This is a genomic window from Bacillus sp. GW821-FHT11D08 (assembly GCF_058808515.1).
In genome coordinates this window covers 1-23,013 of the sequence record NZ_JBXARS010000015.1, presented here as the reverse complement: position 1 = coordinate 23,013, position 23,013 = coordinate 1, and the positions used below count along the sequence as shown (strand labels likewise).

The window sequence follows — 23,013 nt, the reverse complement described above, 5'->3', positions numbered from 1 at the left end:
GACAAAGAGACCGAACGGCTGATGTACGAACAGACCGGAATGAAAGCCATGCGATCGGCCTCAGGCATCCAAGCGCTGTACGCCGCTTTTGCCTCCGGAGAACACCAGGTCATGGTGGCAGAGGGCGACGAAAAACGGATTCGAAAAAACCTGATGTCTGAAACGCCGGAACCGTCCCGTAGCATTCATGTGTCAAGGAAGACGCCCGTCCATATGCCGAATAAAGTACAAGCGGAACTCAAACATATGATATCAGGCATTCTGAAGGTGAAAGAAGACGAGATAGATGCTGAATCAGAGATGAGAGATTATGGCTTTGATTCGGTTTCATTCACGCAGTTTGCAAATGAACTAAATAAAATGTATGGGCTTGAACTGACACCGGCCGTGTTTTTTGAATACCCGACAGTCTTTCGTTTTGCCCAATACTTGCTGACGGAACATCCGGATACATTCGGCTCACAGGCAGAAACAGAAACGGAGAAACCGGTTGTGCGTAAAAAAATGAAGACGGAGCCATTCTTGATTCCGTCCCGCCTTCCTAAAACAAAAACCGCAGCTGCACCTGAGCCCGTGGCGATAATCGGAATCAGCTGTGCATTTCCAATGGCTGAAAATCCGGAAATGTTTTGGGAGAATTTAGCCGGAGAAAAGGACTGCATTTCTGAAATACCGCCGGAGCGCTGGGACTGGAGACAGTATTACGGAGATCCGCAGAAAGATAAAAATGCGAGCAATGTAAAGTGGGGCGGCTTCATTGATGAAACCGCTCAATTTGACCCTTTATTTTTCGGTATTTCTCCGCATGAAGCCGAAATGATGGATCCTCAGCAAAGACTTTTAATGATGCATGTATGGAAAGCGATTGAAGATGCAGGCTGCTCTGCCAAAAGCCTGTCAGGTACAAATACAGGCATTTTTGCAGGCACGACAAACAGCGGTTACGCCCAGGAAGCTTCAAAGTTCCATATAGAGATTGAGGGTTCTTCCGCCGCCGGGACGGTTCCGTCAATCGGTCCGAACCGTATGAGCTATTTTCTGAATATACATGGGCCGAGCGAACCGATTGAAACCGCCTGTTCAAGCTCATTGGTCGCTGTTCACCGTGCGGTCAGGGCAATTCAGGCCGGAGACTGCGGCATCGCGATTGCAGGAGGCGTCAATGCTATTGTATCGCCGGATATGCATATCAGCTTTAATAAAGCGGGAATGCTCAGTGAAGACGGGCGATGCAAAACATTTTCCGATCAAGCGGACGGGTATGTCAGAGCTGAAGGTGCGGGCATGATTGTTTTGAAAACATTATCCGATGCGGAACGTGACGGCGACCGTATTTATGCCGTTATTCGCGGAACGGCGGAAAATCATGGCGGACGGGCGGCTTCCCTTACATCGCCGAATCCGAAAGCACAGACAGAAGTCATGATAAAAGCGTATCAGCAAGCGAACATCGACCCCCGTACAGTGAGTTATATTGAAGCCCACGGCACGGGAACGGCGCTCGGAGATCCGATAGAAATCAACGGACTCAAAGCGGCTTTTGCAGCGCTTTATCAGAAAGCCGGAGTAACGGCACCCGATCAGCCTCATTGCGCCATCGGTTCCGTCAAAACGAATATCGGCCACACAGAGCTTGCCGCCGGCATGGCCGGGCTTTTAAAAATTATTTTGCAGATGCAGCACAAAACGCTCGTGAAAAGTCTGCATTGTGAAACCGTTAATCCGTATATCAGCCTCGACGGCAGCCCGTTTTATTTCGTCCGCGACACTCAGCCGTGGAAAGCGGCGACTGATGATAGCGGAAATGAACTGCCGCGGAGAGCGGGTGTCAGCTCGTTCGGATTTGGCGGTGTCAATGCTCACGTCGTGCTCGAAGAATATGTTTCTCCTGTTGAAGAGAAGCAATGGACGGTCGGTGAACTTCAGCCGTCCTTATTCATTCTCTCGGCAAAGACGGCGGAACAGCTGAAGGAACGTGCGGAACAGCTGTGCAGATATTTGGAAAAGACACATTCAGCTGACGGAGCTCTTGCGGGTATCGCTTATACGCTTCAGCTTGGCCGGGATGAAATGGAAGAGCGCCTTGCCGTTATCGCTGAAACAAAAGAAGAGCTTACGAACGCGCTGAATGATTTCCTCAGCGGCAAGGAGACGGGGCAGAATTTCTTTACAGGCCGGAACAAAGCGATGAAACAGCTGTTTACAGAGATGACGGACAACGCAGAAATGAGCGGGACCGTAGATCAATGGATTGAAGCAGGAAAGTATACAATGCTTGCAAAATTATGGGTGCAAGGTTTACATGTCGACTGGAATAAATTATATCCGGACGAAAGGCCAAAAAAAGTCAGCCTGCCCGTCTATCCTTTTGCGAAAACACATTGCTGGATACCGCACAGTGCGCAGCATATAAGGCACCGGGAGACTTATGAGACTGATACGTCCCCGCTTGAGACTTATGAGCGCCTGCTTGATGAATTGGAGAAAAACGAAATAAGCATAGAAGCCGCTGTAAAAAGAACGATCGGTTTTTACAGGGATTAGCGTAATGGAGGAAACCATATGAAAGAGTTTCTGCACCGGGTTTTTTCTGACGTCAAAAATAAAAAAATGACAAAACAGGATGCGATCGGCATTTTGCGCGATTATGATATGCGGATGGGACTTCGCCAAGCGGCTTCCCTTCATCCGCTTGCTCAGCAGCATATTTCCGATGAAACGGGACAGGGATTCTCGGCAGCTTTCAGCGGCCGGGAATTTTTTCTCGCTGATGTTTCTTTACAGCGTAAAAAGCTTATGCCCGGAGAACTTCTTTTGGAAATGGCGAGAGCTGCGGCTGTTTTGACAGTAAAGGAGACTGAGGCTGTCCGGCTGACACATATCGTGTGGTCAAAGCCCATTCTGACTGAGGCTGAGCCGTTCCATATCGAAATCAGGCTGATACCCGCAGAGGGTGAAGCCAAAAGGTTTGAGATTTACAATCCATTTTCTGCCGATTTCAGTCATCATGAGGTGTACAGCCAAGGGATGATTCAGCCAGTTGATGCTGCGCCTGGCATGCTGGATATCAGCCGCTTGAAGGAAAACAGCGGTTCCCTGATGGATCAGCAGCAAATTGAAGCCATCACTCAGAACGATACCGTTCAATACAGTGAGCACATGAAAGGAATTGAGCGTATTTACGCCTCAGCAGGACGGATGCTGGCAGACATATCAATTCCATTGACAAACCAAAAAGAATCCGCCCGATTCGGCCTCCCTCCCTGTGTGATGCAAAGTGTGACAGAGGCATGCGCGCTGCTTGGCGGCAAAGAATATAAAACGCTCGCCCCGGTTTCATTGGACGAGCTTTTGTTTTATGAATCTTGTCCTGACAAGGTATGGGCCGAGATACAAGAGAAGGCGGGGAGCTTTTATATTGATTTATGTGACGAAGAAGGGAAAATATGGGCTTCCCTGTCGGGGTTGAAGCTGCAGCCTGTCATCAAGACGGGCGCTCCCGGAAAAACCAATGCCGAACACCGCAGTGAACGTTTGTATGAACAAACGCTTCTTCAGCTCAAAACGCTGTTTGCCCTGACTACAAAAATTGCTGTTTCCAACATAGACACTGAAGAGCCGCTGGAAACCTACGGAATCGACTCAGTCACTGTGACGAAATTGAACCGCGAATTGTCTCTGCTTTTCGGTGACCTTTCCAAAACGGTTTTTTACGAATATAAGACACTGGGATCTCTGGCAGCTCACTTTGTCACGGATTATCCAAAAGAATGCCGAAAATGGACAAATGATGATGACCACCGTTCAGGCATATCAGAACAGGTTTTGGCAAATGAAGATTTTCCGGTGCTTCCGTCGTTTATCAAGCGAAAGAAACGGCCTGCTTTTTCCAATGAGAACCAGACAAAAGAAGGGATTGCGATTATCGGAGTCAGCGGCCGTTATCCGCAAGCTGAAACACTTGAAGAGTACTGGGATAACTTAGCGGCCGGAAAAGACTGTGTGACGGAAATTCCCGAAGAGCGCTGGGAAAAGGACAAATACTACAACCCTGATCCTGAAACGGCCGTGAAAGAAGGGAAAAGTTACAGTAAGCGGGGCGGATTTCTGAAAGATGCCGCTTTCTTTGATCCGCTGTTTTTTCAAATTTCACCCCGTGATGCTTTGAATATGGACCCGCAGGAGCGTCTCTTTATTGAAATGTGCTGGCAGGTGCTGGAGGATGCCGGTTATACGAAGGAACAGCTTGAGAATCTGTATAACGGCCGGGTCGGCGTTTTTGCGGGCATTACGAAAAACGGGTACGGAATGTACTGGAAAAACGGCGGCGCCCTGCAGCCGAAAACGTCGTTCAGTTCAGCGGCCAACAGAGTTTCCTATTTTCTTAATCTGAAAGGGCCGAGCATGCCGGTCGACACGATGTGCTCATCTTCGCTGACTGCAATTCACGAAGCGTGTGAAAACATCCTTCGCGGCGAATGCGACATGGCGATTGCCGGCGGTGTGAATGTGTATACGCATCCTTCGGCTTATGCGGAGCTCAGCGCCTATCGAATGCTTTCAAAAGACGGAACGTGCAAAAGTTTCGGTGAAGGCGGGGACGGATTTGTTCCCGGTGAAGGTGTCGGGGCCGTGCTGTTAAAGCCGCTGTCAAAAGCGATGGCTGATAAGGACCATATTTACGGGGTGATTCGCGGCACTCATATCAATCACGGCGGCAGAACAAACGGGTATACAGTGCCGAGTCCGAGCGCCCAGGCTGACGTGATTTCCGGCGCGCTTGAAAAATCAGGAATACATCCGCGGATGATCAGCTGTATCGAAGCACACGGCACGGGTACTGAACTCGGAGATCCGATCGAGATTGACGGTTTGACCCGCGCATTTCAAACGAAAACGTCTGATAAAGGTTTTTGCGCCATCAGCTCAGTTAAATCCAATATCGGGCATTTGGAAGCCGCGGCAGGCATTGCCGGTGTAACGAAACTGCTGCTCCAGCTTCAAAAACGAAAGCTGGCTCCCTCATTACATTGCCGGAAATTGAATCCGAATATTGCATTCGACCGGACGCCGTTTGCGGTGCAGCGTGAATTGGCAGACTGGAAACGGCCGGTCATTGAGGAAAACGGAGCGCAAAAAGAGGTTCCGAGAATCGCGGGAATCTCTTCTTTTGGCGCGGGCGGGGCAAATGCCCACATATTGATAGAAGAATATATTGAACCTGATAGGGAGATTTATGAGCCATTCACAGATGAAGATCCCGCAGTCATTTTATTATCCGCCAAACAGGAGGCCAGCCTGAAGCAGCGGGCGCAGCAGCTTCTTCAAGCGATCAGAAAAAATGACGTCACAGACCGCAGCCTCCGGGATGCGGCTTACACCCTTCAAACCGGAAGAGAAGCGATGGAAGAACGTGCGGCGTTTATCGTGACGTCGACAGAGCAGTTAGCGGAAAAACTGCAGCGTTTTATTGACGGCGGGACAGACGGCTGCTTCAGGGGAAAAAGCAAACAGTATAAAGACATTCTAGCCGTTTTTAAGGATGAAGATATGCAGGAAGCCGTCCGTAAATGGATGAAAAGAAAAAAATTCGCGAAGCTTCTGGAACTTTGGGTAAAAGGGCTGAAGATTGAATGGTCAGAGCTTTATAACGGCAGTCTGCCGCATCGCATCAGCCTTCCCGGTTATCCATTTATAAAGGATCGGTATTGGCCGGACGATGCAGCGCCGGACAATGTTCGTGATGCTGAATCACATTCTGAAACATTTCGTGAAATCCGCTTTTTACAGAAAAGCTGGGCAGAAAGCAGCCGTGTTCCGGCTAAGGAAGTGCGGGGCGTCATCGGAATAGCTGCTGATCACCAGACAGGAAATTTAGCCGTTGAGCTGTCCCGTTATTTCCCCGAGTCTGAAATCATTGACGCTGCATCACCGGAAATATCCGGGGACGCGGCCCGATTTGGCGGTCTGATTGATGTGACCGGATGCGGGACGGAAATCAATCATGATGACGGCTGGATTCATCGTCTGCAGTCTCTCATTGACAACAGAAACCGCGGCCGAAAGCTTCAGCTGCTTTGTGTGACAAAGGGGCTTGAACCTTTTGCAAATGAAACGATAAATCTCTCAGGTGCAAAAAAGGCCGGATTGTACCGGATGCTCCAAAGTGAGTATAAGGATATCCGCTCGCGGCATATGGATGCAGAACGGACTGCCGAAGATCCTGAGCTGGCAAACCAGATCGCAGAGGAGTTTTTTCGCGATTCTGAAGACATCGAAGTGTGTTACCGAAACGGTGTGCGCTATCACGCGCGGTTAAAGGAAACAAACAGCTTAGCTGAAAAAGAATTTTCATTTCCGAAAGACCATGTGCTCTGGATCACCGGAGGGACCCGGGGGCTCGGATATTTATTCGCCTGGCATTTTGCCGAACGATACGGAGTCACGAAACTCGTGCTTACCGGAAAAGAAACAATGCCGCCGAAAGCGGAGTGGGATGATCATATCAAACGGAATTCCCCGTTTTCCGAAAAAGTGAGAAGAATCAGAGAGCTCGAACAAAAAGGTGTCCGAACGGAAGTGCTGTCTGTATCTTCCGGCCCTGAATATGAGCAGGCTGTCAGCCGGGTGAAAGAGAAGATGGGCCCGATTGGAGGCGTGATACACGCAGCGGGAGCCGTAGATCTCGATCATCCGGCCTTTATCCGCAAAACGAGAGAACAGATGATGACCGTGCTTGAACCTAAAACAGACGGACTGGACCTTTTGTATCAAGCGCTGCACAAGGAGCCTCTTCGGTTTTTTGCGCTGTTTTCTTCAGTGTCCGGCGTGATGCCGGAATTAGGAGCGGGACAAAGCGATTATGCCATGGCTAACGCCTATATGGATTATTTTGCGGCCGCAAAAGGTTTTCCGGTGCTGAGCATCCAGTGGCCGAGCTGGAAAGAAACGGGTATGGGCGAATCAAAAAGCCGGGCCTATCAGAAAAGCGGTTTAAAGAGCATCACTGACAGAGAAGGGCTGAGCCTGTTTGATGCCATCATGGCAGGCGATTGCGGATCTGTTATTATGCCGGCCGTCATTCACCCGGAAAAATGGGAGCCTGACCGTCTGCTGCTTTCATCCGGCCTTACTGAAACAAAGCAGCAGGAACAGGCCGATACAGAAAGCGTTGAGGAGTGGCTGACGGGCATTTGCTGCCGGGAATTAAGACTGGAGCCGTCAAGATTTGAATCTGATACACCGTTTCAAGATTACGGAGCCGATTCCATTATGCTTGCTCAAGTGTCCAGAGCGATCGGAAAGAGGATCAAAGCTGACCTTGACCCGGCGGTGCTGTATGAATACCCTACGGTTGCTGAGCTGGCGGGATGGCTTGAAACAGCATATCCCGAAATCAAAGATGCCGTTTCAAAACCGGTTCAGCCTGAAATCCCGGACGTTCCCATACAAACTGCAGCCGCTGTCATTCAGCCTTCTGGCGCTGCAGCGGCGCAAGACATCGCTGTTGTCGGAATGTCCTGCCGTTTTCCGGGAGCTGAATCAATCGAAGCTTATTGGAAGCTGCTGTCTGAAGGAACGTCAGCCATTCAAAGGGTGCCGAAAGAGCGCTGGAAAACGGAGAAGGCGGATTATGCGGGCCTTTTACAAAATGTAACGCATTTTGACCCGGAGTTTTTCTTTATTCCCGAAGAAGACATTAAGGCAATGGATATCCAGTCCTTTCTTATATTAGAAGAGGCGCTTCATCTGTTCAGAGACAGCGGCTACTCTTTACAAGAAATGAAAGGCAGGTCAGCCGGTGTCTATTTAGGAGGACGCGGCGGCAGTATGCCTGACGAAAACCGTCTGAAGCATGCAAAAAATCCGATAGTCGCCGCCGGCCCGAATTACTTGGCGGCCAATCTTTCTCAGTTCTTTGATTTGAAGGGGCCGAGTCTCGTTTTGGATACGGCCTGTTCTTCAGCGCTTGTCGGTATGAATATGGCGATACAGGCGCTTTCTTGCGGTGAAATCGACTCAGCGGTAGTCGGGGGAGTCAGTCTGCTGGAATCCGGTCAAACCCACCGGATGTTCGAACTTCGCAATCTGTTAAGCGAAGAGCCTGCGTTTCATATTTTTGACCGCCGCACCGGCGGCATCGTATTGGGAGAAGGCGTCGGAATGGTGTATTTAAAAACAGCGGCCCAGGCTGTAAAAGACGGTGACCGGATTCATGCGGTCATTAAAGGCATTTCCGTAAACAATGACGGCAGAACCGCGGGGCCTGCCACACCGAATATACAGGCGCAGAAAGAAGTGATGGCCAAGGCGCTTGCCAAAAGCGGCAGAAAAGCGGAGGATATCAGCTACATTGAAGCAAACGGTTCAGGCTCTGAAGTAACCGACCTTTTGGAACTGAGGGCGATTGAAGCGGTCTACCGTATGCAAAACAGCGCGCCTTGTGAATTGGGATCGATGAAGCCGAATATCGGACACCCGTTATGCGCTGAAGGGATTGCCGGATTCATTAAAACAGTGCTTATGCTCTCGCGCCGAATGCGTGTGCCTTTCCTTTCGGGCAAAGAGCCGATGACGCATTACGATCTGTCCGCCTCGCCGTTTTATTTTTCGCACGCTCTGCGTGAATGGACGGATTCACCGCGGATTGCCGCCGTCAGCAGCTTCGCTGACGGAGGGACGAATGCCCATGTCATAGTGGAAGCCTGGGAGCAGGAGGCGTATACCCCGGTTAGAAAGCCTTTGCCGAGACAGGAATTAAAACGCCGGCCCATCCGTCCGGACAAAACCGAAAGCCTGCATGAAAACACACATAAGTCCCGTCCGAATACGTTTTGGAAACAAATGAAGACTTACTGATTGCGCTGAAAATTGAACGTCGATATGGAGGAAGTTCATATGCAAGAGCAGCTTCTTATTAACAATCAGCATCCCGTTCTGAAACATCATAAAGCCTATGGAAAGGAACTGCTGCCGGGTCTGGCTTATATTGACCTGATCTATCAGACTTTCAGAGAAAACGGCTTTTTTCATGCCGGCCTTGAACTCAGGCACTTATCGATTTTTCACCCTTTAGCTCCTGAACAGGGAGAAACAATCCTGCTTTCCGTTGACTGTACAGAGAACGGCGAAGGGCAGTGGAAGGTGGAGGTGAAAGGGCAAAAACAAGGTGACGAAGCAGCAGAGACAAAGGTATATGCCGCGGCGCAAATGCATTCCGTCAAGCCCGCCGGCTTCCAAGAGAGCGTCCGGATGGATGCCGTAAAACAAACGGCGGCAGAAATACCGCTTGAGGACATTTACGCGGAATGCAGGGATCAAGAACTGGTTCACTCAGGAATGATGAAAGGCTGCGGAAGCGTCTACCAAACTGAAAAAGAGATTTATATTGATCTGTCGGTGCAAAAGGATCAGCTGGAACATGCAGAAGAGGCGATGTTTCATCCCGCATTGATAGATGCGAGCAGCATCGGCTCCAATGTATATCTCGCTCCTTTGACGAGGGAGGAGGGGCAATTATTTCTGCCGCTGTTTTATGAATCGTTTTATTGCACCGAATTGCTGCAGACGACATGTATCACCAAGATAAAAAAAGAATCCGTCACCCGTAAGAAAGATCTCGTTTACGTGACAATGGAGTTTTTCAATGAGGAAGGCAGAAAAGTCGGCGAACTGAAAAACTTCGCCAATAAACTGGTGAGGGACCCGGAACTGATCAATCAGAAACGGCAAAAGAAAGAACCTGACGGGCGGAATGCCGTCCCGGCTCCGCAAGCGGAACCGGCGCCTTCTGAGCCCCGCCGTGCGGAGGCTTCCGCCGGCCTTACTGAACAGTGCATCCTTTATTTAAAAGAATTGCTTGCCGCCCGATTGAACAAACCTGTGAAAGAGATTGACCCGGATATCGGCTACTATGAAATGGGGCTGGATTCTCCGGGGCTGTTGGACATGGTAAAGGAAATTGAACGAAAAATCGGAACGCAGCTTCTGCCGACACTGTTATTTGAATACACGACAATCGCGGAATTGGCGGGATATTTGTGCGAACATTACGGAGCCGGTTTCGGCCATGCTCAAAGCGGGCATTCAAGTGCTGAGCCTTTGCCCCGGGAAAAAAAGAGGACGACCCAAATCCGCGTGAAAAAATCGGCGTCAGCCGGAACGCAGAATGGAGATATTGCGATCGTCGGGATGGCGGGACGGTACCCCGGCGCCAAAAATCTTCGTGAATTTTGGGCAAATTTAAAAAATGGAGAAAACAGCGTAACGGAAGTGCCTCGTTCCCGCTGGGATACGAGGACATATGAGCATTTGCGATCGCCGTCCGGCAAGCCGATTTCCAAATGGGGCGGTTTTATAGACGATCCGGATTGTTTTGATGCGAAATTTTTTCGGATTTCTCCGCGGGAGGCAGAAGCTAAAGATCCGCAAGAACGATTGTTTTTAGAAACATGCTGGGAAACGATTGAGGATGCGGGCTACACCCCGGAAACAATCGTTCAGCCGAAAGGGCCGAATAAGAGAATGAACGTCGGTGTGTTTGCCGGGGTGATGCATATGGATTATTCTCTCGCCGGCGCTGAAGCTGCTGCTAAAGGGCTGGTCTTTCCTTATCCCTTGAACTATGCGCCGATCGCAAACCGGGTTTCATATTTTTGCAATTTTCACGGGCCGAGCATGGCGGTTGACACGGTGTGTTCGTCATCTTTGACGGCCGTTCATATGGCGGCGGAAAGTCTGAGACGCGGTGAATGTGAAGCAGCTCTTGCCGGCGGCGTCAATTTATCATTGCACCCGACAAAATATATCACATACGGCTTGATGGATATGCATTCGAGTGACGGGCTGTGCCGCACGTTCGGCGAAGGAGGCACAGGCTATGTCTCAGCTGACGGCATCGGAGCCGTGCTGCTGAAGCCGCTCCACAAAGCCGAAGAAGATAAGGATCATATTTATGCGGTGATAAAAGGCAGCGCCGTCAATCACGTGGGGACCGTCAGCGGGATTACCGTGCCGAGCCCCGTGGCGCAGGGGGATATGATAGCTGAATGTCTTGAAAAGACGGGGATCGATCCCCGGACGATTTCTTATGTGGAAGCGCACGGAACCGGAACTTCTTTAGGAGATCCGATTGAAATACAAGGTCTTGTTAAAGCTTACCGCACGTTTACGGAGGATCGGCAATTTTGTGCGATCGGTTCCGTTAAATCGAATATCGGACATGCGGAATCAGCTGCCGGGATCAGCGGGCTTCATAAAACGGTTTTGCAGCTGTTTCACAAAACGCTTGTCCCTTCTTTGCACTCAGAGACGATTAATCCGTATCTCCGTTTAGAGGACTCGCCATTTTACGTGCAGCAAAAAACCGAGTCATGGAAAAGGCCGGCGTATACAGAGAACGGCCGTGAACATGCCTGCCCGAGACGCGCAGGCATCAGTTCATTCGGGGCGACGGGTTCAAACGTTCATCTCATTTTAGAAGAGTACAGGCCTAAAAACCCCGGTATTACGGAGGATCAAGAGAGACCGTATATCGTGCCTCTATCAGCGAAAAATCCGGAGCGGCTGAAGGAATACGCTGCCCGCCTGCTGATGTTTCTCAAAGATAAAGCGCTTGAAGGAAGCGGTCCGCTTCATGACAAAAGAGATACAATGCAAAATCAGCTGGAAAATGCGTTGCGAGGTGTTCTGGCCGAAGTTCTGCATGTTGCGGCCGGCTCGGTAGATGATGAACAGGATTGGAAGGAATTCGGCTTGGATGTCATGCAGCTGACACATTTTTCTGAGCTGATGACGGATCAATACGGGCTGGCAATAGACATGACTGATCTCATACAGCATACTTCCGTCCGGACTTTAGCAGAATGTCTTACAAACGATGAGAAACATAAGAATATTCTTTCCGGTCTTTTCGGCCAGTCGGGCTTAGATAAGCAGCCTGATGAATCTTTTTCCTTGCGGTCACTGGCGTATACGCTGCAAACGGGACGGCTGGCAATGGAAGAACGGCTTGTTTTTTTAGTGAACGATCAAGCAGACCTGATCAGGAAATTAACTGAATTTACAGAACGAAAACAGCAGATTGACGGCTGCTTTCAAGGGCGGTCTGATAGCGGAACGGAAATCAGGGGTTTCCTGAATGATGATCAGGATACGGAGGAGCTGATCCGAAAATGGATGGACAGCGGCACTTACAAAAAACTTGCGGAGCTGTGGTCAAAAGGATTTGAGATAGACTGGACGCGGCTGTATCGGGAGGAGAAACCGCGCAGGATGAGTCTGCCGACGTACCCTTTTGCAAAGGAACGATATTGGATACCGGAGCCCGATCATCCCGTCACTTCCGTAAATACAGAAAGCAGGCTTCACCCGCTGCTTCACCGCAATACATCAGATTTGCTAGAACAAAAATTCAGTACGATACTGAACGGAGATGAATTCTTCTTAGCCGATCATATCGTCCGAAACAAGCGTGTTCTCCCCGGGGCGGCTTATCTTGAAATGGCGAGAGCCGCAGCTGAACTGGCTGCCGCGCCGTTAGCCGCTGGATACACGGCTAAAACCGGCATTTCGCTGCGGTATATCAGCTGGATACGCCAGGCCGTTCATAAAAAAGAGCCGCTGCGTATGACGACAGGGCTTTCTTTGGAGGATAACGGCAATGTTTCATTTCAAGTGTACAGCAATGAAAATGATTCAGACATTTATTGTGAAGGAAGCGCTGTGATTGAGCCGCTGTCTGAGGCGCCGGTTTTGCATATTGAACAGCTGAAAGCGCGATGCCGCAAAAAAGTGCTGTCAAAAGAAGACTGTTATGCGGCGTTTGCAAAGGCGGAAATTGTATACGGACCTTCACATCAAGGAATTGATCACATTTATTGCGGGGAAAAAGAAGCCTTGGCTAAATTGGTGCTCCCTGCTTCCGTTTCTGATGAGGCTGAACAGTTTGTGCTCCATCCTAGTCTGATAGATTCTGCTTTTCAGGCGGCCATCGGCGTTATGAATGAAGATCAAGCGGGTTATCCGGAGCAGCCGTTAATGCCTTTTGAATTGCATGAACTGACCGTTTTTCATCCGTGCAGTCCAAACATGTGGGCGGCCGTATTTGTGACGCATGAAACACCGGCCGTACGAAGAATGGACATTGATATATGTGATGAGCGCGGCAATGTGTGTGTAAGGATAAAAGGATTTTCTGCCCGGATGGCCGAAAGTGCGCCGGCCGTAACCGATAATAAGCAATACGATCTCCCGGGTAACCTTACCGGAGCCGTCAAACTGATGCAGGTATGGGACGCGGAACCGATAGACAACCAAACCGGCTTCCCCATTTCTGAAGCAAAAGCTGTCATCATAGGCGGTACAGACGGGCAGGCGGACGCGGTTTTACGATTGTTTCCTAAAGCTGTGAGATTTGATATCGGCCAAAGTGCTTCCGTTGAAGTGATATCTGATCGGCTCCGCCGTCTCGGTGAGATTCAGCATATGATCTGGTTTGCCCCTCAGCCGGCTGATTCTCACAGCCATGATCAAAAAAGCGGGGTGCTGCAAATTTTCAGAGCGGCCAAAGCTCTTATCGGTCTCGGGTATGGAAAAGAGCAGCTAGGGATGACGGTGATTACGCACCAAGCACAGCCTATCACCCAATATGATGAGGTGCGTCCCGCTCATTCCGGTGTGCACGGTTTTGTCGGGTCTCTCGCTAAAGAACATCCGAGCTGGCACATCCGTCTGGCCGATCTTGAAGACGGGGGGGATTTCCCCGCAGAAGACATATTCAGCCTGCCCCGCGACCGTACGGGTAAAGCATGGGTGCGCAGACATCAGGAATGGTACCGGCCTCAATTGCTTCCGGTCCAAAGCGGGCCGTCTGAAAGTGTTCCTTACCGCTATGGAGGCGTATATGTCATCATCGGCGGTGCGGGAGGCATCGGCGAGGTTTGGACAGATTATATGGTGACGACGTATAAAGCCCGAGTCGTCTGGATCGGGAGGCGGCCGCTGGACAGCCGGATACGCCAAAAAATAGACCGGTACTGGTCATCAGGCCCGGCTCCCGAATATATAGCCGCAGATGCTTCTGATTTTCCATCGCTTCAGCGCGCCTATGAACAGATTAAAAACACATACGGCACCATCAGCGGCGTCGTTCATTCAGCGATGGTATTTGCGAATGAAAGCGTAAAAGATATGGAAGAATCACAGTTTCACGCCGGCCTTGCGGCGAAAGTGGATATTTCCGTCAACATTGCCGAAGTATTTGCGAAAGAGTCTTTGGACTTTATTCTCTTTTTCTCTTCGGTTATTTCATATATTAAGAATCCGAATCAAAGCCATTATGCGGCGGGATGCGCATTTAAAGACGCATTTGCCCATGAGCTTTCCGGACGGCTGTCATGCCGGGTCAAAGTGATGAACTGGGGTTATTGGGAGCGGGCTGACAATCACATTTCTGAAGAGTTTGACAGACTGAGTGCAATCGGTCTCGGGCTGATCAGCCGGGCGGAAGGGATGCAGGCGCTGGAAACTCTGCTGACGCAGCCGATCTCCCGCATGGGGCTGATGAAGCTGACCAAGCCGATTCCGATCGAGGGAATGAACCCTCATGAATTTGTGACTATCTGATTGCCTGTCAAAATGACGGAGCAAATTTAATTTTCTTAGGAGGATAAGGTTTTGGGTAAGGGAGACAAACAAAAAGACCGTACACAGTTATCCTTAAGAGCAGAAATAAGCAATCAAATGAAAGAATTGAATCGGCTTTTGCTGCAAGTGCTGCGGGTGACGCTGCGTTCAATGGGTCTGACCGGCGAAGCGCCGGCGGCTTCCTGTCTGCCTTTATATGAACGCTGGCTGGAAGAAAGCATCCGTCTTTTAGACAGCGATTTTAAAAGCGGTGAAACGGCCGCGGTTTGGGAAGAGTGGCATAAGAAGAAAAACGAATGGCTGAAAGATCCGGATATGAAAGCGCAGGTTCTGCTGGCGGATACCGTCATTCAAGCTTTGCCTGACATTTTAACAGGCAAAATAAAAGCCACTGACGTGATGTTTCCCGATTCTTCAATGGAGCTTGTTGAAGGAATCTATAAGCATAATATTCTCGCTGATTATTACAACGATGTGCTGGCAAATGAAGCGTGTATGTATGTGGAAAATGTAATGAAAAACAATCCTGAGGCAAACATCCGTCTGCTGGAGATCGGAGCGGGCACCGGCGGAACGAGCAGTACACTGTTTAAAAAGCTCCGCCCCTATCAAAACCATATTCAGGAATACTGTTATACCGACTTGTCAAAAGCTTTTTTAATGCATGCCGAAAAGGAATACGGCGCGGACAATCCGTATTTGACGTATCAGCTGTTTAATGTGGAGCAGCCTGCGGCGGGCCAGGGATTACATCTGCGAACCTACGATATCGCTATTGCCGCAAACGTGCTGCATGCCACCAAAAATATCCGGAAAACCTTACGGACGGCAAAAGCCGTATTGAAAAAGGACGGTTTGCTGCTCGTTAATGAACTGGGCGGGCATACGCCGTTTACACATGTTACATTCGGCTTATTAGAGGGCTGGTGGCTGTACGAAGACGAGGCGCTGCGGATTCCGGGGTGTCCCGGTCTTTATCCGGAAACATGGAAATCCGTTTTAATGGCTGAAGGTTTTCATTCCATTCAATTTCCGGCTGAAAACGAACGTCTGCACACCCAGCAGATTATCACGGCGAAAAGCAACGGAGTCATCAGGCAGAGCAGGGAAGCTTACACCGCGCAAAAGCGCCAATCAAACGTACCGCAAACATCCTCTGATCGTCAGCTCCCCATCAAACAAGCGGGAGAGGGGCTTTCGGAAAAGACAGCGGCTTTTCTGATAAAGGCTGCGGCAAAAGTATTAAAAATGCCGGCAGAAGAGATAAATCCGCTGGCTTCTCTGGATGAATACGGCATTGACTCTATTCTGATCGTTCAGCTGACGAATGAGCTGCGGGATCTCGTCCCTGATATCAGTAGCACGCTGTTTTTTGAATACCGGACGATAGGAGAGCTTGCCGCATTCTTGGCTGAAACGAAGGAGCGCGAACTGCATGCGCAATTTTCTGAAGAAGTCCGTCATACTGAAGCGGCATCATCCGGCTCTTTGCTTGAAAAAAGCACAGAGTACCTGAAACAGATCGTCAGCGCCATCTTAAAGATGCCGATTGAGGACGTTCAAGCCCATACGCCCCTTGAAGAATACGGAATCGATTCCATCTTAATCGTACAGCTGACCAACCGCGTGCGGGAAGACGTCCCTGATATCAGCAGCACTTTGTTCTTCGAGTATCCGACAATCGGCGAATTAGCGGACTATCTCGTCAGCTCAAGACAGGAAGATATGGCTGGGATTTTAAGAACAAATAAAGAAGCCGAAAAGGCGCCGCACACTTTACAGAAAAAGCAAAGCCGTAAACAAAGCGCCGGATTGACGAAGCGCCAAGCGGCATCTTTTTCTGAAAAAGCGCCGCCCGCTTCCGAACCGCCGTCAAAACACTTTGAAGTGGCAATTGTCGGTCTTGCCGGACGGTATCCCGGAGCTGAAAATGTTAATGAGTTCTGGGAACGGTTAAAGACCGGTGAACACGGAATCACCGAAATTCCGAAAGACCGCTGGGATTGGCGGGACTACTATGATGAGACAAAAGGTAAGGAAGGCCGGATGTATACAAAGTGGGGCGGCTTTTTAACAGATATTGATAAATTTGATCCGCTGTTTTTTAAAATCTCCCCGAAAGAAGCGGAGCGCATGGACCCGCAGGAGAGACTGTTTCTGGAAACCGCTTATGCGGCCCTGGAGGATGCCGGATATACCCCTGATTCACTATGCGCCGGTAAAAAGGTTGGTGTCTTTGCGGGTGTTATGAACGGCAACTATCCGACAGGGGCCCACTACCACTTTATCCCGAACCGCGTATCCTATGTGTTTGATTTTCACGGTCCGAGCATCGCGGTCGATACCGCATGCTCCTCATCCTTAACCGCCATTCATCTCGCCGCAGAAAGCATCAGAACAGGTGCATCTGAATGCGCGATTGCCGGCGGCGTAAACCTGATTACAGATCCGGTTCATTATATCGGACTTTCTTCTATGAGAATGCTGTCACCGTCAAACGCGTGCAAAGCGTTCGGTGATAAGGCTGACGGGTTTGTTGACGGAGAGGGCGTCGGCTGTATCGTGTTAAAGCCGTTGAAAAAGGCTGTTGAAGATCATGATCATATATACGGTGTCATTAAAGGAAGCGCTCTGAACGCCGGCGGCAAAACGAACGGGTTCACCGTTCCGAATCCGAAAGCACAAGGAGAAGTGATCGCAGACGCGATGGAGCGGGCAGGGATTGACCCGAGAGCAATCAGCTATCTGGAAGCCCACGGCACCGGCACTTCCTTGGGAGATCCGATTGAAATCGCAGGGTTAACCAAGGCTTTCCGCCGCTATACGGATGCAAAGCAATTTTGTTCCATCGGTTCTGTTAAATCCAATATCGGACACCTGGAAAGTGCGGCGGGCATTGCTGCGGTCACCAAAATTCTTCTTCAGATGAAACACGGATATCTGGTGCCGTCGCTGCATTCAAAGCAGCTGAACCCGGAAATTGATTTTGAAACTTCTCCTTTTATCGTGCAGCAGGAAACGGCGGAATGGAGACGGCCGGTCATAGAATCTGAAGGAGTAACACGGGAATATCCGAGAATCGCGGGTACATCTTCTTTCGGAGCGGGCGGTGCAAATGCCCACCTGCTGATAGAAGAGTATGAACCGGCTGAAATGACTTCGGCAGACACCGGCCGTCCGGCGCTTTTTGTTTTATCGGCAAAAGATAAAGACCGCTTGCGCGAGCGGGCTCTGTTGCTGTCGGATGCCGCCGGACACGGAACAATTACAGATGCGAATCTGCTTGACGCGGCATTTACCCTTCAAGTCGGCAGGGTCCCGATGGAAGAACGGCTGGCGATGACAGCGGACTCTGTTTCTGAATTGGAACAGAAGCTGATTGCTTTTCTGAATAATTCCGGTTCTGTAAGCGGGGTGTTTACGGGCCGGAGTGATAGTGCTGTCACGGAGACGGGAGGCACAGTCAGTGAATGGATGGAAAAACGTCAATTTGACAGTCTTTTGAATGCCTGGGTTCACGGGGCGCCCGTCGATTGGGCATCTTTATATAAAGGCGCGCTGCCGCATCGTATCAGTCTGCCGTCTTATCCATTTGCAAAAGAAAGCTACTGGATGAAGCGGGAAGAACCAAAAACAGGAACAACTGAATATGTGCATCCTTTCCTGCATGAAAATACGTCAACCTTGGCGGAGCAAAGCTATCATACATCTTTTACAGGCCGGGAACACGTTTTCCAGGATGTGAGCGGGGAGCGGGTTTTGTCGGCAGCCGTTTATTTAGAAATGGCGCTTGCGGCTTTTCATCATGCGGCAGACAGCTCTGAAGAAAAAGAGATATGGATCCGAACGGCGGCATGGACTGACCCGATTACCGGCGGACATCACGGTGCGGGCATCAATCTCTCCCTTCTGTCTGAAGACGAGGAAGGCATCCATTATGAAATATACAGTGACGAAGAGAAGCTGCATCATTATGGAATCATCGGACAAGGGAACATACAGCCATCCCGCGTGCTTGATATTGCCTCCTTACAAAAAGACTGCCGCCCGCTGTCATTCGATTATGAAACACCAGGCACATCAGGTGTAACGATCAGTAAGGAGTTCCGCACCGTTGAAAAGCTTTATGCGGGAGAAAGTGCGGTTTGGGCGAAGCTTGCTCTCACAGATGAAAGCGGCTGTAATCCGGGATATCATCTGCCGCCGGAATTTCTGGACGCAGCTTTTCATGTCCTGGCAAAAACGGAGCCGTCAGTCCATATCGTGCCTGAAGCGGTTGAAGAACTGCGCGTCATGCGTCCGTGCTCATCCGGCATGTGGATGTATATTAATAAAAAGAATCAAACCGGCTGTGACATTCAATTTTGTGACGAAACCGGCACTGTCTGCGCAGAAATCAAAGGGATAAGAATGAGACAGCCGTCTCAGCAGGATCACGGGCAAGAGGAACAATCCGAGATGATGATATTTGAAGAAATGTGGAAGCAGCAGCCTCTGAAGAAATCTATTCATGAAGAGCTGAAAACGGTCATCTGTTTTCTTACGGGAGAAGCTGCCAGAAAGCATGCTTATCAGTCTTTACAAACCCTTTATCCGGGAGCCGGCGTGTTTTTTATTTCACAGGGTGAGGAAACTCAAAAGCTTTCAAACACGCATTATCAAATTAAAATCACTGACGGACAAGCATATCAAGAAACGTTTCGGCATATTGAAACGGCTGCAGGCAAAGCGGATGCCGTTTTATATGGATGGCCGCTTGAAGATGAAAAGGCCGTGAAAGACTATTCCGTTCTGTATCATGTGATCCGCGCAGCTGCTTCTTTGCGTTCTAAACCGAGGCGGATCCTTCTTTCCGCTCAGTGCGGGAGCGATACCGATATCAGTTACGCCGAGTCATGGATCGGGCTGGAACGGTCGCTGAAACTGATCTTGCCGGAGACGGATACGGCCGCGGTTTATTTTGAACAAAAAGGACCGTTAGAAAAACTGATCCATAACGTATGTGAAGAACTTCACAGCGAGTCGTTCGGCAGTGTCATGTACAGTGAGGAAATCCGCCACGTCATGGAAATGAAGCAGACGGATATCGCCCCTGTTGAGAAGCGTGTGATAAAGAGCGGAAAAACGTACTTGATTACCGGCGGATGCGGGGGATTAGGCTTGTTATTTGCCGGATATTTCGCTGAAAAAGGACCGGTTACGCTCATTTTGACGGGGAGATCAGCGGCAGCCGGCCCGGTGCTGAACAAGATAAAGAGATTGGAAGAATCAGGCGCCAAGGTGTTTTACGTGCAGGCGGATGCCGCAGATCAGGCCCAGATGGAGAAAGGTTTGCAAGAAGTGAAAGAGAAAGGATGCGGGCCGATTCACGGTGTCATTCACGCTGCAGGTCTTCAAGGCACTGAAAGCATTCTGGAGAAAGATCTGCAAACCTTTCAGCAAGTCTTATCGCCAAAAGCGGACGGCACCGCGGTGTTAGATCAGGTTCTGTCACGGGAGCCGCTTGACTTCTTCTGTTGTTTCTCTTCTTCTTCAGCGATTTTAGGAGACTTCGGTTCTTGTGACTACGCGATGGGGAACCGCTTCCAAATGGCTTTTGTCCGTCATCGGGATAAACTTGTGAGCCTCGGACTCAGAAGCGGCAAGTCACTTGCAATCAATTGGCCGCTTTGGAAAGAAGGGGGGATGCATGTCGGCACGGCGGAAAGCACCGATATGTATTTAAAATCAAGCGGACAGCGTTATTTATACACTGAGGAAGGACTCGAAGCTTTTGAAACATTGTTAGTCCAGCCGTCCAGCCAGTATCTCGTCCTGGCCGGTTTTCCGTCGAGGGCCAAACGCTTCCTGCAGATAGATCAAGGCGAACGGCCGATTTCGGGTTCTGTAAACAGGAACGTCCCGTTTTCAGGAAGGCGGAGTGAAATGAAAGGCTTTACACTGGAAGAATGCGTAAGCTGGGATGTGAAAGAACTGGCGGCGGGGCTTTTGAAAATAGACAAGAACAGACTGACGGACGCTGACAATCTGGCTGATTTCGGCTTTGATTCTATCAGTTTGGCGGAATTCGCCTCTTCTTTGTCCGCCCATTACGGAATTGAAGTGACACCGGCCCTGTTTTTCGGACATTCCACACTGGAGAAGGTCGTCCGCTATTTTCTGACGGAACACAAGTCCGTCATGGAGCATGTCTATGAAGAAAAGAAACCTGAATCCGCAGATCAATCTGTCTTTGAAAAGGCAGGAACGGAAAAGCGAAAGAAGCAGAGGGGAAGAAATAAGCTGAACGCCGGAACCGAGGGCAGTCAGGCAGCTGATTCCATTGCCATTATCGGCATGAGCGGCCGATTTCCTCAGGCGCGCACGGCGGACGAGCTGTGGGACATTCTGTTTCAGGAAAAGGACGTTGTCGCACCGGTCGCAAAAAAAGGCTTCACAAGTTCAAAATGGAAACTCGGCGCTGTACCGGGGGCGGACGAATTCGACCCTTTATTTTTTGAAATATCGCCGAGGGAAGCTGAAACGATGGATCCGAAACAGCGGCTGCTTCTTCAGGAAGCGTGGAGGGCCCTTGAGGACGCCGGCTACGGCGCCAGTCACATCAGGCAGCAGACGATCGGTATGTTTGTGGGGGCGGAAGAAGGAGATTATCACCTTTTAACACGGGACAAAGGCAATGTCACGTCTCATCATAACGGTATTTTGGCGGCGCGGCTGGCTTATCACTTGAATTTATCAGGTCCTGTGATGGCGATAAATACAGCATGTTCTTCGGGGCTCGTTTCTGTCCATCAGGCGGTATTAAGCCTGCAGAATAAAGAGTGCACAACAGCTGTTGCGGCCGGGGTGAATATCATGAATACCCCGGACTTTTTTGAAACGATAGATAAAGCCGGAATGCTGTCGGAAAACGGGAAATGCTTCGCGTTTGATAAAAGGGCTGACGGCATGGTTCCGGGGGAAGCGGCCGCGGCGGTTGTTCTGAAGCCGCTGAGAGAGGCGGAAAAAGATGGTGATCCGATTTACGGGGTGATTCGGGCGAGCGGCATCAATTATGATGGGAAAACAAACGGAATTACCGCTCCGAGCGGCGTCGCGCAGACCCGGCTGCTTACTTCTGTTTATGACCGAGGCCGTATCAACCCTGAAGATATCGAATATATCGTCACACACGGCACAGGTACAAAACTCGGTGATCCGGTGGAAATTAACGCGCTTTATGACGCATTTTCTGCCTATACAAACGAAGAAGCTTTTTGCGCGCTCACATCAATTAAAACCAATATCGGCCACACGTTTGCCGCATCAGGCATTGTCAGTTTAATCAGTCTTTTACAGGCGTTCTCCCGTGAGATGATTCCCGCCAGTCTGCATTGCAGCGGGGAAAACCGCTATATCAACTGGGAGAAGAGTCCTTTTTATGTGAATAAAACGGGTAGACCGTGGCCTTCTCTGCCGGGTAAAAACCGAATGGGGGCAGTCAGCGCATTCGGGATGAGCGGAACAAACGCCCATGTCGTTATGGAAAGCTATAAGCGCAGCGCTTCACCTCATCGTGATGCCCCTGCATATTTACTTACTTTGTCTGCAAAAACAGAGGAGGCCCTTCAGGAAAAAATCGAAGATATGATCACTTGGGCGGAAAATGGCGGACTGAAAGAAAATGATCTGGCCCAGCTCAGCTATACGTTGTTAAAAGGACGGCATCACTTTAACCATCGCGCCGCCATCGTGGTGCAAGATGCTGATGACGCAGTGTATGTATGGAAGCAGGCAAAGCTTAATGAACATCATCCTTATGTGTTTTCGAGAAAAGTACCGCAGCACTTTGCAGGGCGTCAGCATATTCAGGAGCACATAATAGAAGTGCTCGGCAAGTGCAGCGCCTCATATTCTGACCATAGAAAATATCAGGAGCTGTTATGCGTGCTGGCAGATTTTTATTGTCAAGGTTATGAAATCGAAGGGGACTTGCTTTATGGCGGACCTTTGCCGCGAATCGGCAATCTGCCGGGCTACCCGTTTGCCAGGCAGACGTATTGGGCGTCCGATCGTCTTCAGGGAGAGCTTGAAAGCCGGAATTCAGACGAACGTGAAAAGCTTCACCCGCTGCTCCATGCGAATACATCGACCTTGACCGCCCAGCGCTTTACTTCTGTTTTTTCAGGGCATGAACCGTTTTTTGCCGATCACATCGTCAATGGAAAACCGGTGCTTCCGGGCGCGGCTGCTTTAGAAATGGCCCGGGCCGCCGTTACGCTTGCCGCCGAAGACTTGGCCGGCGGGAAAACGGGTGTAAGGCTCAAACAGATCGTTTGGCTCCGTCCGGTGACGGCGCTTTCTGAAGGAGTGACGCTTCATGTAAAG

The 23,013-nt window shown here is 50.1% G+C and carries 4 protein-coding genes; all 4 read left to right on the top strand.

Annotated features, from left to right (window positions below):
• Window positions 1–2,544, top strand: a 2,544-nt coding sequence (locus AC1RRX_RS19075) for a beta-ketoacyl synthase N-terminal-like domain-containing protein (RefSeq protein ID WP_237436965.1), incomplete at its 5' end; no start/stop codon positions are given.
• A gap of 18 nt (window positions 2,545–2,562) precedes the next feature.
• Window positions 2,563–8,859: a type I polyketide synthase gene (locus AC1RRX_RS19070; protein ID WP_144465014.1), complete on the top strand. Its 6,297-nt coding sequence runs from the start codon at window positions 2,563–2,565 to the stop codon at window positions 8,857–8,859.
• Between the two features lie 39 nt (window positions 8,860–8,898).
• Entirely contained in the window at window positions 8,899–14,625 is a 5,727-nt protein-coding gene (locus tag AC1RRX_RS19065) for a type I polyketide synthase (RefSeq protein WP_144465015.1), read from the top strand.
• Window positions 14,626–14,676: 51 nt separating this feature from the next.
• Window positions 14,677–23,013 (top strand): SDR family NAD(P)-dependent oxidoreductase (locus AC1RRX_RS19060; protein ID WP_144491225.1); only part of this gene is annotated, 8,337 nt, incomplete at its 3' end.